Origin of the sequence: Coprococcus sp. AF16-22, assembly GCF_003461545.1 — a bacterium.
GTDB classification, from domain to species: Bacteria; Bacillota; Clostridia; order Lachnospirales; family Lachnospiraceae; genus Coprococcus; species Coprococcus aceti.
Genome location: NZ_QTXH01000001.1, coordinates 248,601 through 264,378, shown reverse-complemented (window position 1 = coordinate 264,378; position 15,778 = coordinate 248,601). Strand labels below are relative to the sequence as shown.

At 43.1% G+C, this 15,778-nt stretch carries 14 protein-coding genes and 1 tRNA gene; 1 reads left to right on the top strand and 14 read right to left on the bottom strand.

What is annotated here, in order from left to right:
• Positions 1 to 89: 89 nt before the first annotated feature.
• The 13 genes from coaE to DWW60_RS01055 form a co-directional block, all read right to left on the bottom strand.
• A complete protein-coding gene (gene coaE, locus DWW60_RS01115) occupies positions 90 to 698 on the bottom strand; it encodes a dephospho-CoA kinase (protein WP_243002893.1) in 609 nt (202 codons plus the stop codon).
• Positions 685 to 3,330, bottom strand: coding sequence for a DNA polymerase I (gene polA / locus DWW60_RS01110; protein WP_117874213.1), 2,646 nt, complete (start codon positions 3,328 to 3,330; stop codon positions 685 to 687). The genes coaE and polA overlap by 14 nt, the downstream gene beginning before the upstream one ends.
• Before the next feature lie 42 nt (positions 3,331 to 3,372).
• Entirely contained in the window at positions 3,373 to 3,912 is a 540-nt protein-coding gene (locus DWW60_RS01105) for an anti-sigma factor family protein (RefSeq protein WP_022216444.1), read from the bottom strand.
• 9 nt (positions 3,913 to 3,921) lie between these two features.
• Positions 3,922 to 4,419, bottom strand: coding sequence for a transcription elongation factor GreA (gene greA / locus DWW60_RS01100; RefSeq protein ID WP_015534956.1), 498 nt, complete (start codon positions 4,417 to 4,419; stop codon positions 3,922 to 3,924).
• Between the two features lie 203 nt (positions 4,420 to 4,622).
• Positions 4,623 to 5,648, bottom strand: coding sequence for a ketol-acid reductoisomerase (gene ilvC / locus DWW60_RS01095; protein ID WP_015534957.1), 1,026 nt, complete (start codon positions 5,646 to 5,648; stop codon positions 4,623 to 4,625).
• A 70-nt stretch (positions 5,649 to 5,718) separates the two neighbouring features.
• Complete coding sequence (gene ilvN / locus DWW60_RS01090) at positions 5,719 to 6,195, bottom strand: acetolactate synthase small subunit (RefSeq protein ID WP_015534958.1); 477 nt, start codon at positions 6,193 to 6,195, stop codon at positions 5,719 to 5,721.
• 186 nt (positions 6,196 to 6,381) lie between these two features.
• Positions 6,382 to 8,808 carry a homocysteine S-methyltransferase family protein gene (locus DWW60_RS01085; protein WP_117874212.1) on the bottom strand — a complete coding sequence of 809 codons (2,427 nt, stop codon included), beginning with the start codon at positions 8,806 to 8,808 and terminating at the stop codon, positions 6,382 to 6,384.
• Between the two features lie 17 nt (positions 8,809 to 8,825).
• Positions 8,826 to 9,308, bottom strand: coding sequence for a ribonuclease HI (gene rnhA / locus DWW60_RS01080; RefSeq protein WP_055222672.1), 483 nt, complete (start codon positions 9,306 to 9,308; stop codon positions 8,826 to 8,828).
• Positions 9,309 to 9,323: 15 nt separating this feature from the next.
• The gene (locus DWW60_RS01075) at positions 9,324 to 10,139 is read right to left on the bottom strand and encodes a purine-nucleoside phosphorylase (protein WP_242849647.1); all 816 of its coding nucleotides are present in this window, start codon (positions 10,137 to 10,139) and stop codon (positions 9,324 to 9,326) included.
• Between the two features lie 68 nt (positions 10,140 to 10,207).
• Positions 10,208 to 10,295: transfer RNA gene (locus DWW60_RS01070), tRNA-Ser, on the bottom strand.
• A 9-nt stretch (positions 10,296 to 10,304) separates the two neighbouring features.
• Positions 10,305 to 11,909, bottom strand: a complete 1,605-nt coding sequence (locus DWW60_RS01065; protein ID WP_055222676.1) for a L,D-transpeptidase family protein — start codon at positions 11,907 to 11,909, stop codon at positions 10,305 to 10,307.
• A gap of 126 nt (positions 11,910 to 12,035) precedes the next feature.
• On the bottom strand, positions 12,036 to 12,890 hold the full coding sequence (locus tag DWW60_RS01060; RefSeq protein WP_055222678.1) for a metallophosphoesterase: 855 nt from the start codon (positions 12,888 to 12,890) through the stop codon (positions 12,036 to 12,038).
• 10 nt (positions 12,891 to 12,900) lie between these two features.
• Positions 12,901 to 14,148: a D-alanyl-D-alanine carboxypeptidase family protein gene (locus DWW60_RS01055; RefSeq protein ID WP_055222681.1), complete on the bottom strand. Its 1,248-nt coding sequence runs from the start codon at positions 14,146 to 14,148 to the stop codon at positions 12,901 to 12,903.
• Positions 14,149 to 14,297: 149 nt separating this feature from the next.
• Here DWW60_RS01055 and DWW60_RS01050 point away from each other — a divergent pair, with 149 nt between their 5' ends.
• The gene (locus DWW60_RS01050; RefSeq protein WP_022216437.1) at positions 14,298 to 15,326 is read left to right on the top strand and encodes a 3-deoxy-7-phosphoheptulonate synthase; all 1,029 of its coding nucleotides are present in this window, start codon (positions 14,298 to 14,300) and stop codon (positions 15,324 to 15,326) included.
• Positions 15,327 to 15,435: 109 nt separating this feature from the next.
• On the opposite strand, the gene DWW60_RS01045 is transcribed toward DWW60_RS01050, so the two are convergent.
• Entirely contained in the window at positions 15,436 to 15,765 is a 330-nt protein-coding gene (locus DWW60_RS01045) for a hypothetical protein (RefSeq protein WP_055144410.1), read from the bottom strand.
• Positions 15,766 to 15,778: the final 13 nt, after the last annotated feature.

Here is a 15,778-nt window from a genome sequence, read left to right as displayed (position 1 = left end):
GTTTAACTCATTGCCCCATTATTCTCAATAGAAATAGCCAAAAAAATTGTCTTTTTATCCGTACAATCCGTGATAATAACTAAAAAAATCTAACACTCAATTCCCATCGCCAGCTTAAGCTGGTTTCTCAATTTTTCTAAATTACCTGAATTGTCTATCTTTTTTGAACAATTTTCCTCATAATAGCTGTCAGGATCCTGCGAAGCGATGACTTTTCTTGCTTTTTCATCGGTAAATCCGCGATAAGCACACAAACGTTCAATTCGTTTTGAAACGTCTGCATAGACATACCACATCTCATCGCAGATGTCCAAATACCCATCCTGGATAAGCAGTGCAGCTTCAAGAACGTATAGTCTGCATCCTGACTTTTTCTGCTCCTCCATGGATTCAAGAATGGCCTTTTTTACATTTGGGTGGGTTATGGAATTGAGGATATCGAGCTGCTTCTGATCGCTGAAAACGACCGCTGAAAGCTTTGCTCTGTCGATCCTGCTGTCTTCATCAAGAATATCTCTTCCAAAGTGTTCCACTATGTCATTGTATGATATCTGTCCCGGTTCCATGAGTCTGTGAGCCAGGGCGTCGGCCTCCATAATGAATGCTCCGTAGTCTCGCTGCATTATATCAAGCACAGCAGTTTTTCCAGAACCGATACCACCAGTTATTCCTATGATCTTCATATTATTTTGCCTCATACCAGTTATTTCCTGATGCAACGCCCACCTCAAGAGGTACGGTCATATCTGCGGCATGCATCATCTCATCAACGAGAAGCTTCTTCACTATGTCCACTTCATCCTCGGCAGCTTCTATAAGAAGCTCATCGTGTATCTGCAGGATAAGCTGTGACTTCAGTCCGAGCTCCTTGAGCTTCATATTAACTCTCACCATGGCGATCTTGATTATGTCCGCAGCGGTTCCCTGTATAGGCGAATTCATGGCAACCCTCTCGCCAAAACTCCTCTGCATAAAGTTGGATGACTTCAGCTCAGGGATAGGCCTGATCCTTCCGAACATGGTCGTCACATAACCTTTTTCCTTTGCGTGGGCTACCTGTTCATCCAAATACGCTTTTATACTCTTATAGGTGTCATAATACTTTGCAATGAAATCTGAAGCCTCTTTTCTGGATATACCCAGATCCTCACTCAGACCAAATGCGCTGATTCCGTACACGATTCCGAAGTTGACTGCCTTGGCATGCCGTCTCTGAAGAGATGTAACCTCATCGATAGGAACCTCAAACACTTCGGATGCGGTTGTGGCGTGTATGTCCACGTTGTTAAGGAAAGCGTTCTTCATAACCTCATCTCCCGACAGATGGGCAAGTACACGAAGCTCTACCTGTGAGTAATCGGCATCTACAAATATATATCCCTCCTTAGGGATAAATGCCTTTCTGATAAGTCTTCCGAGTTCCAGCTTCATAGGTATATTCTGAAGGTTAGGCTCTGTTGAGCTTATTCTTCCGGTTGCCGTGATAGTCTGGTTAAAGGTTCCGTGAATACGTCCGTCATCCGATATATAGTTCACAAGTCCCACTGCGTATGTGGAATTGAGTTTTGTGAGCTGTCTGTATTCCAGAATATCTCCGATGATAGGATGTTCGTTTTTGACCTTTTCAAGTACATCCACACTTGTTGAGTAGCCCGTCTTGGTCTTTTTGCCGCCCGGTATGCCCATATCTTCAAAAAGGATAGGTCCAAGCTGCTTCGGAGAATTGATATTGAACTCTTTTCCTGCGTAACCGATTATCGAATCGTGAAGCTCCTGAATCCTCTTCTCAAGCTTTTTGCTGTATTCCTCAAGCTCTGCCTTATCGACTCTTATTCCGCGTTTTTCCATGTCGTATAAGGTGTAAACGGTAGGGAGCTCAACCTTATTGTACAATTCAAGCATGCCTTCTTTGGCAAGCTTATCCATGACGATATCCTTTGCAAGGAGCGGAACGACCGCCTTGTACGAAAATACTTCAAGGAAATTATCACTTATAAATGTAAATATATTCAATTCATCTTTGCCGATGAGTTCCTTCTCAGAAGGAAGTATGTTGCCAAGATATTCCTTTGCGACATCATCATAATCGTATGAATCCTCCATCGGATTGAGGAGATATGCTGCCACTCCTATATCAAGTACATTTGTGTCACATTCATGAAAATCTACATATTTCAGCGCGCTCTTAAGATCCTCCATGCATATGATGATTCCGGCATTCTTCAGATCGTATATGAATTTGACTGCCTCATCAGGATCTATACCCGATGAACAGTTTATCACGTACACATCCTTTGAATCACAGGCAACGGCTATGCCGAGCATCATGTCATTACTGTGGGCAACGTATACACCGACAGCTCCTGATTTCTTTGCAGCATCCTCGATATGAGCAAAGTCGGCTGTAGAATTTACCACTGTTATATCCGGTTTCAGTTCACTTACAGTCTGCTGGTTGTCAAACTTCTTTAAGAGACTCTTGAATTCCAGTCTTTTGAAAATGTTGTATGAATTGTCATTAAACGCATTCTCATATGTGGTATCCTCAAGCTTGAAATCCAGTTCACAGTCAAGCTTGATCGCTGCAAGCTCTCTGGACATTATTGCCTGTTCTGAGAACTCCGCAAGATTTTTCTGGGCTTTAGGAGGTTTGATCTCGTCTATATGTTCAAGAGCTCCGGCCACAGATCCCCACTGCTGAATGATCTTGGATGCGGTCTTCTCGCCTATTCCGGGAACCCCTGGGATGTTATCTGACGTATCTCCCATAAGTCCCTTCATATCTATAAACTGGACTGGTGTAACTCCGTAGAGAGCCTTCACATCATCTGCGTAATAGTTCTCTATCGTGGTTCCACCTGCTTTTGTCTTCGGAATACGGACGAGGATATTGTCTGTTGCAAGCTGCAGGAGATCCCTGTCACCCGATACTATCACGACTTTGTATCCGGCAGAATCTGCAACTCTTGACAATGTTCCTATAATGTCATCAGCCTCATAACCACCCTTCTCAACTATGGTGACGTTCATCGCTGTCAAGACTTCTTTTATGAGTGGTACCTGCTCACGCAGTTCATCCGGCATAGGCTTTCTTGTGCCCTTATACTCTTTGTACACAAGATGTCTGAATGTAGGCTGTTTAACGTCAAATGCCACGCATACATTTGTCGGATTCTCTTCGTCGATTATCTTGAATATAATATTAAGAAAACCGAGGACAGCATTCGTGTGAAGTCCCTCATAGTTGGTGAGATCCGGAAGCCCGTAAAAAGCTCTGTTAAGTATGCTGTGTCCATCTATTATCAATATCTTTTTACCTGTATCTGGCATGAAAACCTCCTCTTATTTACCGCTCGCCATAGAGTATTCTGACTATTCGATACCCTTATGATTTGCATTATATTTTTTGATATTCTGCATAAATTCCGTACTTTCATCCCTGACTTTGTTTTGTTCTTCGTAATATCTGTCGATATCACTGAGATCATAGCGGGAATCGTCCAAAAGTCTTGAGCCAAAGAATTCAGCATAATAGTATTCAGGTTGCTCACTGAGTTTGGAATTCTGTTCATAGTTGTAGACCTTGTCAAGAGCACCGCTGTACAACCATATAAGTCCGGCAACAACGGCTGCAATTCCGACCAGTATCGTGGAATTTGCTATTCTCTTTACCGTGGTAAGTCTGTTCATCTCTTCCTCAAGATGCTTATCCAGGGCATTCTTAAAATCTGTAGATATATTATCAGACTCGTCCAGTTGTTTCATACCAACTATAAGCGTGTAATAGATATCCAGCTCTTCATAGCAGTTTTTGCATGATCTGACATGCTTAATAAACTCTCTGAGTTCATCGTCAGGGAGTTTATTCTCAATAAACGCCATTATCTTTGACTGTGCTTCCAAACAATTCATATGATCCACCTAGTTAATCTCAAATGATCCATCATCCTGTGTGTTTTCAATCTTTCTTATGACCAGATAATACGGTTCACCCTTCTCTGGAACGACCTGGACTCTGTCGCCAACCTTGTGGCCCATGATCGCCCTGCCTATAGGTGATACGTTGCTCACCCTTCCGTCAAGCACATCAGCACGAACGCTTGTGACAACTCTGTATGTTTCCTCCTCGTCGTCATCCTCAAAATAAACGGTTACCGTGTTATCAATTCCAACCTCATCGTCTGCTGAAGTATCATCTATTATATCTGCAGTCCTGACAAGCCTGTCCAGATATCTGATTCTTCGCTCATTGGCATTCTTGTCTTTCTTTGCTGCATAATATTCGAAATTCTCACTGAGATCCCCCTGAGCTCTGGCCTCCTTTACGGCTTCAAGCTTCTCCTTCCTGACTACACATTTTCTATATTCGATCTCCTGTTCCATCTTTTCGATGTCTTTTTTTGTAAGCTGCTTACCCATATCGATACGCCTCCAAATCTAACGCAATACTTTATATATACTATCACAAAATCCATTCAAAGTAAAATGAGGTGTTGCTGCACTGGTTATCATAACGGCTGCCTGTATCCAGTGCGGATACAGCCCTCAAAAAAAATACCCGGCAACCACTGCATGCAGTAATTACCGGGTAAAGTGTATACGTTTAAATATATAACCAGAAATTAGTTGTTGATAAGCTTGTCTGACTCGTTGTTCCAGCTATAAAGTGCTCTGATCTGCTCTCCAACCTTCTCTGATGGATGCTCTGAAGCAAGCTTTCTCATAGCCTTGAAGTGAACCTGACGTCCTGCTGGTGACATGTCAAGGAGGAACTCCTTAGCAAATGAACCATCCTGGATGTCCTTAAGGATCTGCTTCATAGCCTTCTTTGTCTCTGCTGTAACGATCTTAGGACCTGTTATATAGTCACCGTACTCTGCTGTGTTAGAGATTGAATATCTCATTCCAGCGAATCCTGACTGGTAGATAAGGTCTACGATAAGCTTCATCTCATGGATACACTCGAAGTATGCGTTTCTTGGATCATAACCAGCCTCGCAAAGTGTCTCGAAACCAGCCTGCATAAGTGCACAAACACCACCACAAAGGACTGCCTGCTCACCGAAGAGGTCTGTCTCTGTCTCTGTTCTGAATGTTGTCTCAAGAACGCCGGCTCTTGCTCCACCGATTGCAAGTGCATATGCAAGTGCAAGGTCAAGTGCCTTACCTGTAGCATCCTGCTCTACAGCAACAAGACAAGGTGTACCCTTTCCTGCCTGGTACTCTGAACGTACTGTGTGTCCAGGTGCCTTTGGAGCGATCATTGTTACGTCAACATCCTTTGGTGGCTTGATACAACCGAAGTGAATGTTGAAACCATGAGCGAACATAAGCATGTTACCTGGCTCAAGGTTTGGCTCGATATCCTTCTTGTACATATCTGCCTGTAACTCATCGTTGATAAGAATCATAATTATATCAGCCTGCTTTGCAGCCTCAGCGGCTGTGTATACCTTAAATCCCTGTGCCTCAGCCTTAGCCCATGACTTGCTTCCCTCGTAAAGACCGATGATGACATTGCATCCTGACTCCTTAGCGTTGAGGGCATGTGCATGACCCTGACTACCATATCCTATGATTGCGATTGTCTTTCCATCAAGTAATGAAAGATTGCAATCCTGCTGATAATAAATCTTTGCTTCTGCCATTTCTTTAATCCTCCTAAATATGTATAAAATGACTTATATATTAACTACCACTTGGATAATTAAAAACGTATTAACCTCTGATGAGACCTGTGAGACCTGTGCGTACAAGCTCAACTATCTCATGTCCATCGAGCAGTCTGAGGAACGCCTCACACTTGGTTGTTGTTCCCGTAAGTTCTATAATAACCGAATCTTTGGAAACGTCAACTATATTCGCTCTGAAAATATCTGCAACTGAGATAATATCCTTTCTCTCGGACGGATTCGCTTTAACCTTGACAAGAACGAGCTCTCTGCATACAGACTTGCCAGGCTCAAGCTCCACTATATCCACTACATCCTCAAGCTTGTTGAGCTGTTTCTTGATCTGGATAAGGCTGGCTTCATCGCCGCTAACTGCAACAGTCATTCTGGAATAAGCGGGATTCTCAGTTTCTCCTACTGTCACACTGTCAATGTTATAACCTCTTCTACTGAACAGTCCTGACACTCTGCTCAAAACTCCCGATGTGTTGTCAACAAGCAGTGACAAAACAATATTACCCATCTATATGTACCACCTTTCAACTCGTCTCTTTAAAATGTACTAAATTATTATAGTTATAAACCACTTTAATGTCAATTTATAACGTGAATTTTGTAATTATTTTTATCTGTTATTTCTGATAATTTTTGTTGTGTATTTACAAATACCCCAAAACTTATAGTGAGATATCCGGATTTTTCCAAATATTTACTCTATGCCCAGAAGATTCTTGACTACAACCACGCAGTTTGCCGCATCCTCGGAATATCCATCCGCACCGATCTCCTCGGCGTAGCTCTCGGTTATAACTGCACCGCCTATAACAACTTTACTGTCCAGGCCATTCTCCTTCACAGCTTCAACAACATCCTTCATCTTGACCATGGTGGTTGTCATGAGGGCTGACAGTCCGATTATGCTGGCGTTATTATCCTTTGCCGCTTGTATTATCACATCACAAGGAACATCCTTGCCGAGATCTATAACATTAAATCCATAGTTCCTGAGCATAAGAACCACGAGGTTCTTACCTATATCATGTATATCGCCCTCAACTGTCGCCACGACTATGGTAGGCATATCAGAGCTGTCCTTGTCCTTCAGAACAAGTGGACTTATAACACCTATCGCCATCTCCATGGTCTCAGCACTTGATATGAGCTGTGGCAGGAAATATTTTTTCTTCTCGAAGAGTCGTCCAACCTCATTTATCGCACCTATCAGATCGTTATCTATGATGGACTGGGGATCAGCTCCGCTGTCAAGCACAGCGTGTACATCGTCAAGTATTGATCTCTTATTTCCCTTGAGAACATCTATGTATATCTGGCTTTTTCCCTCCAGATCAGATCCTGCTTTGCCGCCGGATGCACCCGCTCCCGGTGAGGCAAGCTCAAGAGGTTTGACATTCTCAATATAACGGACATCGCTCTCCTCCTTGAAAAGCAGCATATCAGAAGCAAATGCAGCATTCATGAGCATGGTCTGGGAAGGATTTGCTATAGCCATCGTAAGTCCACGAGAGATAGCCATGGTGAGGAATGCTGTATTTACAAACATTCTCTCAGGAAGTCCAAATGAAATGTTGGACAGACCACAGATGGTTGCAAGTCCGTTGTTATAACAGTAGTTTATGGTTTTCAGGCAGTTGATGGCAGCGTCCTTCTGGGCACCGACCGTTGCAACAAGTCCGTCCACAACCACATCATTCTTCGTAAATCCCATCTCATACGCAGTGCCAAGCACCGTGTTGATTATGTCCTCCTTCTCCTGTGGACTCTCCGGAAGCCCCTTATCCGACAGAGGAAGAAGAATAAACATAGCTCCGTACTTCTTTACAAGAGGCAGTATCTCTTCCATCTTCACCTTCTCAAGGGATACTGAATTGACAAGCGCACGTCCCGGATAGATACGAAGTGCCGCCTCAAGTACCTCTGGTGAGCTGGAATCAAGGCATAACGGAAGGTTTACAGCCTGCGATACCTGATATACTACCTTAAGCATCATATCTCTCTCATCGATACCATTCATACCGACATTGATATCAAGTATTGAAGCGCCTTTATCTACCTGCTCTTCGGCCATATTCATGACAAGCTCAAGAGATCCCTCCCTGAGCTCAGCCTGAAGCTTCTTCTTTCCAGTCGGGTTGATTCTCTCTCCAACAACCTTAAACGGAGCATCCAGATCTATTATGAGAGATGAACGCTCAGATGATATACATCTGACATGCTCTGAACTTATCTCAGGAACAGGCATCTTGGAAGCCATATCAGCAAGAGCCTTTATGTGTTCAGGTCTCGTACCGCAACAGCCACCAACCATTCCGGCCCCGGCCTCGATTATCATCTTCATATCTTCAGCAAATTCCTCAGGGGTCATCCGATATACGCTTTTATCATTTACAAGCTCCGGCATTCCGGCGTTCGGCTTTGCAAATACAGGGATAAATGCGATGCTCTTCATCTGTCTAACAAGCTCGACCATCTTATCAGGGCCTGTGGAACAGTTTACACCTATAGCTGCCACTCCAAGATTCTGAAGAACATTTACTGCTGTCACAGGATCGGTTCCATACAGGGTACGTCCATCCTCGTTGAATGTAAGGCTGGCGATTATAGGGAGATCTGACACTTCATTTGCCGCAATAACCGCAGCTCTGGTCTCAGCGAGGCTCATCATGGTCTCGACCACAAGCAGGTCACAACCACTCTCGTCTATGACCTTTATCTGTTCCTTATACACGTCGACCAGCTCTTCAAACTTCAGTTTTCCCATAGGATAGAGCATCTCGCCGGTCATGGTGATATCGCCCGCCACGAGGCCATGGCCTGCAGCCTTGACCGCTTCCTTAGACAATTCTACAAGTCTTCTGTTCATGTCCTCAAGATCATCGGCAAGCCCATACTCGTTGAGTTTTATCCTGTTACATGTAAAGGTTGGAGCATACAGAATATCTGTGCCGGCGTTCAGATATGCAACCTGGAGGTCAAACATTATCTGTGAACGTTCAAGTATCCATTTCTCGGGGCACACGCCAAGAGGCATGCCTGCATTCATAAGATTTGTTCCTGTGGCTCCATCAAGTATAAGTATCTTATCATCAAACAGTTTTCTGAAATCTGCCTTTTTCATGTCTTATCTCCTCGTACTCAGGCCTGATCCAGACCTTCATCAGTTATTTTTCCATCGCCGTCTGCGGCTGCTGTTGCCAGCATGTCACATCTCTCATTTCCAGGGTTGCCGGCATGACCTTTGACCCACAGGAATTCCACGTTGTGTGGTGCTTTTGCTGCAAGCAGACGTTCCCACAGATCCCGGTTTTTGACCGGTTCATTCTTGCCGCGCTTCCAGCCTTTTTTGATCCAGCCCTCTATCCAGTGCTGGTTAAATGCGTTGCACAGATACTGTGAATCTGAATACAATTTCACATTACATGGCTTTATAAGAGCCTCAAGCCCGACTATCGCCGCCATAAGCTCCATTCTATTGTTTGTTGTCTTTATATATCCCTGGCTGTATTCTCTCTCATGAAGCTGTCCATTTGCATCGATAAACTGAAGAACAGCACCATATCCACCAGGTCCATTTGGATTGCCTCTGGCAGATCCATCAGTGTACAATATTACATCCATATATGATCTCCATAATTATATTTTCTGTATAAATGAGTCTATGATACGAACAAGTCTTCCTGACGCTTCATCGCCCGCCGCAATGATCTCCTCGTGCGAAAGCTCTCCGCCGAGGCCTGCAGCTTTGTTGCATATTGAGGAAAGACCTGCGACACGCATTCCCATATGTCTTGCAGCTATGGCTTCACATACAGTGCTCATTCCAACTGCATCTGCCCCCATTCCCGCAAACATTCTTATCTCTGCAGGAGTCTCATACTGAGGACCGGTGACCTGAATATATACACCCGACCTGAAATCAATATCATTTTCAGCAAATGCTTCTCTGATATAGCTATTCAGCTCCACATCGTAGACATGTGTCATATCGGGAAATCTCACACCCAATTTATTATAGTAACTGCAAATGAGTGGCGATGGTACAAATGTTGAAATGTGATCACTTATCATCATGATATCGCCCGGCTCAAGCTTCTCAGATATTCCGCCTGCAGCATTTGTGAGCAGAAGCTTATCTACACCAAGCAGCCCTATTACACGGACAGGCATGACAACCTGGCTCATATCGTATCCTTCATAATAATGGACCCGTCCCTGCATGATAAGGACCTTTTTCCCGTGGATACATCCGTATACGAAGCGGCCTCTGTGTCCTGCTACTGTAGATACAGGAAAATGTGGAATATCTCCGTAATCCACATACACAGGGTTCTCAATAACGTCCGCCATATGTCCCAGACCACTGCCCAGGATAAAGGCTATATCAGGAACATCTCCTATCGCATGTCTCAAATACGAGGCAGCCTCCGTCAACTGATCGTATGTTACCAAATCATCACCCCCATAATACAAAACAAGGTCAGGATATTATTCCTGACCAAGATCTATATAAGTTATAACGGAGACGGAGGGATTTGAACCCTCGCGCCGGTTGCCCGACCTACCGCATTTCGAGTGCGGACCCTTCAACCTCTTGGGTACGTCTCCAATTACACTTTAATAATAGCAGATGACAGGCATTCCGTCATATACTATATTAAACAACTGTTCTGCCGCGGATACAGGAAGATTTACACATCCATGGGATCCGCTGTTCTTGTATATATCACCGCCGAATGAACTTCTCCACGATGCATCATGGAATCCGATTCCCAGCTCGCCTATGAATGGCATCCAGTATGTTACAGGAGTCTCATAGTCATCGCCGATAAGCACAGCAGGTGTCTTCTTATACAGGATCGTATATACACCTTCAGGTGTTCTGTATTTGCCATTGTTTGCAAGGCTTCCGGTTACGCAGTCGGAATCCCACACAAGATTGCCGTCTACATATGCATATACATGCTGCTGGCCAAAATCACATTCGATATATGAATCACCGATATCATCGCCGCCATCGTGATAAACTGCAGCGTAGCAGTCAAACGGCGGTGTATGTGTTGTGGACTCTCCGGCTTCAAGAAGCTTCATGAGCTCTTCTGTCTCACCGTCCACATCGATCATCCAGCCATACCAGGTATTCGCCAGAGTGATGACATCACCATTATGAGTTCTGAAATTCCTCGGCACACCGTATGTATCGTATCTGCTTGCGATATCCTCGACATACTCACGCACCTTGTCTTCTGAGAATTTCCATTTTCCTTTTACGTTGCTGATCCAGTCGCCATATTCCTTGCTGGTAAGCTTCCATGACACCTGATCTATCTCATATGTAATGGTCATCTCAAGGATCTTTGCAAGTTCCTTCTGCTCATTTACTATCTCTTCACTGTCGGCTGTGAGCTCAGGACTCTCGTATGCGTCACTTTCCGATACATCAAGCACGGATTCACCTTTAACAATCGCCTCATCTATTATACAGCATAATCTGTCAAAATCAAGATAATTTCCTTCAGATTCAGGAATAATTGTTGATTCTCCATCCTTGATCTTAACATAGGCATCTTCCGGTTTCTCCATCTTGGACTCGTCAAGACTGTCATAGCTCTTCAAAAGCTTCTCGAGAGCATCCTTGTCATATGACGCTGAATAGTAAAGGTCATAATCTTTTCTCTTTAGCATGTAATAAGGCCAGAGAAAGCCATTTTGTTCGCTTATGATCTTCTTGGCTGTTATATTCGGCTTTATATCAAGCGATATATCTTCTGGTTTTATGACATGTTCCTCACCGCCCCTGAGCTTGAGTGTGAGGGAATAATCCTGTATGTAACTCTCTATGTATGCATCGACATCATCAAGTGAGTAAAACGAATAGTCTATATCATTGATGTATGTCTTGTAGTTGTAATGGAACATGAACCATATCGATATAACTATATATGTACATACGACCACCGCTCCAAATATAGCCGCTGTGATCTTCAAAGCCCTGTGAGTCTTTTTTGCAGGCTTGTCATCCGGTTCGTCCGCTTCATCAGAAGCTTCATTATCTGGGAATATCGGTATCCCTACTCCATCGGGAATGGCTGCATCCGATGCCGCAGTCTCCGGTTCGGTCTCTGTCCCCCCGAATATTGTCTCTTCAGCAACTATCTCTTCAGTGGCATCAGTGTTCACATTATCTTTATCTATATTGTTATCATCTGTGTTATTGTTCATAAAATCACGCTCTTCCCCTTCACACATAATTCCATGCGAACTTACATCCAACATACATAATATTATATGCTATATTACTATAATTCAACACTTAATTATGTTTAAATATAAGAGGCTAACGCACTGTTATCTGGACAAATTGATGGTCACCAGATCCGGTTCGTTATTAACTCTGATTCGGATAGTGTGAAGTCCGAGTCCTGCACAGACTATCATATTATGTCCATCGCAGGAATATAACCCCTTATAGTACTTTGGAAACAGTCTGATCATAGGCGATATCACGCCTCCGAGAAATGGCAGAATCACAAGTCCACCATGTACATGGCCGGATACAGTAAGATCAGCGCCCCATCGGGAATATTCTTCAAAATAATCGGGATCATGTCCTATAAGTATATTGTAATCGGATCTGCTTATCGGTGGAAGTTCATTCAGCAGATACTCTTCATCCATATCGAGCTTTTTGAATCTTCTGTAATATTCCGTCTTCATGTCAAGTCCGTATATCGTGACATTGTATTCATCAAGATGAACACTTTCATTTATAAGCCAGGTGATGTTATCTTTTGTTCCTTCATATAACCTGTTCCACATATCACCATATTTTTCATATATGGATACGCGCATCTCATGATTTCCTTTTCCCATATACACAGGAAAACGCTTGCCAAGTTCATTCAGAAAATGTATACCTATATCTACTGTAAGTCCCGGCTTTCCGACTATTATATCCCCCGCCACCAGTATGAAATCCGGATTAATCTTTTCTATACAGCTTATAAGCTTCTCGTTGTCCTTTCCAAATTCCGCATTGTGGAGATCTGATATCATGACTATCCGGGCTTTTTTTCTTATTCTCCTGTCATGCAGTTGATAATTTGAAAACGAGATTCTTCTGTTTTCGCGGTAACTCTCTATCAAAACATTAACAAGCGTTATAATGCATAGTACGATAACTACAACTAAAAAAATCTTCATGTATTTAACCTCAATATGTAAATTGTAACTTGAGCACTTTAACGAAAGCGTACTTCATACTCATGGAATCAACCTTCTCCGCCGCATATATCGGCACTGAACCGATGCACCTCTCGCCAATATAATAGCTCATCTTTCCAAGCTCTTCACCACTGTCAACCGGGGCAGTCAGTGGATCTCTCATCTCCAGTTTCTTCTTCACATCCTCCGCGTGTTCTCCCGCAAGCAAGATCCCGGTGAATTGTGAGTCGGTCTTAATTGTAACACAACTTTCGGTGCCATTGTCTATGGAAATCTCTTTTTCCTGAAGAATATTCAGATCTGTATATTTCTGGCACATCGAATATCCATAATCAAGCAGCCTGCAGGCGTCTTTGTTTCTGATATCCTTTGTATCAGCTCCCATGATGACAGCAATAAGCTGTATGCCGTCCCTCTCAGCAGTCGCCGACATGCAATATTTTGCGGTATTTGTGAAACCTGTCTTAAGGCCGGTTGCTCCTGTATACATATTCAAAAATTTATTTGTGTTGACGAGATCAAACTGACTCTCGCCCCTTCGTGTTTTATGTATGATCGAATCCATCCATATGCCTGAATAATCAAATATGGCAGGATATTTTGTTATGAGTTCTCTGGACATTATGGAGATATCCCGTGCTGACATTTTATGTCCATCCGCATCCAAGCCACACGCATTTTTGAAACTTGCATTTGTCATCCCCAGCTCAGCAGCCCTCTCATTCATCTTTTTCACAAACGCTTCTTCGCTTCCGGCAACCTTTTCCGCCATGGCAACAGCCGCATCGTTTCCGGATGCAATTATAATACACTTTATCATATCTTCAACAGTCTGTTCTTCTCCTGCCTCAAAGAAGCATTGCGATCCGCCCATGGACGCAGCATGTTCACTCACAGTTACAATATCATCAAGAGTCATTTGTCCGGCCCCTATCGCCTCAAAAGCCAGAAGAAGCGTCATAACCTTTGTAACCGAAGCCGGAGCCATGGCTTCATCACAGTTTTTTTCAAATAACACCTGACCTGTGGATGCCTCAACGAGTATACAGCTTGGAGATTCCACCTCCAGAACTTCTGTCTGGTCTGCCGCCTGAGTCTCTGTCTGTTCCTCTGCATATACCATAAGATTCGTACCATTTGTGTTTGCAAATATGATAAAGATGAGTACCGTTATAACAGATAATCTTCTGATATTTTTCTTCCTGCCCATCTTTTTTCTATCCGGAAAATGCAGCATACAACTCCTCTTTCAGTTTCTGTTTATATATTATATTATGCATTTATCCGGCAATATGACTTTTTATCCCACCAATATAGTATTATTTTCTTTATTTTGTAAAGTTTTTCTGATATAATCAATGGCTAGAAAAAAGGAGGACATGTTTCATGAGTATGAAATTAGTTAAACGAGTACCAACTGGCGATGAGATCAAGGAACTATACCCTCTTTCAAGCGAGTTGAAAGCCATCAAAGCCAGAAGAGATGAAGAGATCAGAAAAATTTTCGTAGGCGATGATGACCGATTTATATTTATCATCGGACCTTGTTCAGCAGATAATGAGGATGCTGTTTGCGATTATCAGAATCGTCTTGCAAAGGTTGCAGATGAAGTTAAGGATAAGATACTGGTCATTCCACGTATATATACTAACAAGCCAAGAACTACTGGTGATGGTTACAAAGGAATGCTCCATCAGCCTGATCCTACAAAGGCATCAGACATGCTCGAGGGCCTTTACGCCATCAGAAAAATGCATATAAGAGCTATCAGGGAGACAGGACTCACCGCTGCTGATGAGATGCTTTATTCAGAAAACTGGCAGTATGTAGATGATATCCTCTCTTACGTTGCCATAGGCGCACGTTCTGTTGAGGATCAGCAGCACAGACTTACCGCAAGTGGAATGGATGTTCCTGTAGGTATGAAGAATCCTACAAGTGGTGACTACAACGTTATGATGAATTCCTGTATAGCAGGACAGCATCACCACACATTCCTCTATTCTGGATGGGAGGCACATACAGACGGAAATCCTTTGACACATTGTATATTGAGAGGTGCACTGAATAAGCATGGACAGTCTATATCCAATTATCACTATGAGGATCTCAGGCTCCTTGCTGACACATACAAGAAGTTCAACCTCGTAAATCATGCATGTATAGTTGATGCCAACCACAATAATTCTGGCAAGAAATTTATTGAACAGCCAAGAATTGTCAAAGAGATAATCCACAGCAGGAATTACGATTCTGAGATCAAGAATCTTGTAAAGGGTGTTATGGTTGAGAGTTATATTGAGGATGGCAACCAGCCAGTAGATGGTGGATGCTATGGTAAGTCTATCACAGATCCTTGTCTTGGATGGGATAAGACAGAGAGACTTCTCAAAGAAGTTGCTGATCTTCTGTAAAAAATACATTTTAAGCCTGCGCGCTTATACAATTACACGTGCTGTGCTTATACAACAAAAGAAAACCGGCGGATCTATCATGATACCACCGGTTTTCTTTATTTATCTGTCAGGCCGAAGCCTCGCAGAGTTTGACGAGTATGCATCTTCCCAAAGACACATCTCCCATCATCTTATATTTACTTGTAGTATACGCATACATCGGATCGACAACTCTTCTCAAAAGTCTCGAAAGAACTGGAACTGTAAATACATATTTAACCTTATACTCCCTGTCCGAATCCTCTGTTAATCTGGCAACATGATCCCTTATATCTATGTAGAACACCCCACTATCATTGCCGATAACATTGAACTGAAGACAACAATCATCAATATCCGCCAATTCCAAAGAACTGAGAACGCCGTCGATACACTCCACGCATTCTTTATACGTCATATAAACACCCAAT

Bases quoted from the DNA above. Each gene is read 5' to 3' on its own strand.
- coaE (WP_243002893.1), bottom strand. From the start codon at position 698: ATGAGGCAAAATAATATGAAGATCATAGGAATAACTGGTGGTATCGGT.
- polA (WP_117874213.1), bottom strand. From the start codon at position 3,330: ATGCCAGATACAGGTAAAAAGATATTGATAATAGATGGACACAGCATA.
- DWW60_RS01105 (WP_022216444.1), bottom strand. From the start codon at position 3,912: ATGAATTGTTTGGAAGCACAGTCAAAGATAATGGCGTTTATTGAGAAT.
- greA (WP_015534956.1), bottom strand. From the start codon at position 4,419: ATGGGTAAGCAGCTTACAAAAAAAGACATCGAAAAGATGGAACAGGAG.
- ilvC (WP_015534957.1), bottom strand. From the start codon at position 5,648: ATGGCAGAAGCAAAGATTTATTATCAGCAGGATTGCAATCTTTCATTA.
- ilvN (WP_015534958.1), bottom strand. From the start codon at position 6,195: ATGGGTAATATTGTTTTGTCACTGCTTGTTGACAACACATCGGGAGTT.
- DWW60_RS01085 (WP_117874212.1), bottom strand. From the start codon at position 8,808: ATGAAAAAGGCAGATTTCAGAAAACTGTTTGATGATAAGATACTTATA.
- rnhA (WP_055222672.1), bottom strand. From the start codon at position 9,308: ATGGATGTAATATTGTACACTGATGGATCTGCCAGAGGCAATCCAAAT.
- DWW60_RS01065 (WP_055222676.1), bottom strand. From the start codon at position 11,909: ATGAACAATAACACAGATGATAACAATATAGATAAAGATAATGTGAAC.
- DWW60_RS01060 (WP_055222678.1), bottom strand. From the start codon at position 12,890: ATGAAGATTTTTTTAGTTGTAGTTATCGTACTATGCATTATAACGCTT.
- DWW60_RS01055 (WP_055222681.1), bottom strand. From the start codon at position 14,148: ATGCTGCATTTTCCGGATAGAAAAAAGATGGGCAGGAAGAAAAATATC.
- DWW60_RS01050 (WP_022216437.1), top strand. From the start codon at position 14,298: ATGAGTATGAAATTAGTTAAACGAGTACCAACTGGCGATGAGATCAAG.
- DWW60_RS01045 (WP_055144410.1), bottom strand. From the start codon at position 15,765: ATGACGTATAAAGAATGCGTGGAGTGTATCGACGGCGTTCTCAGTTCT.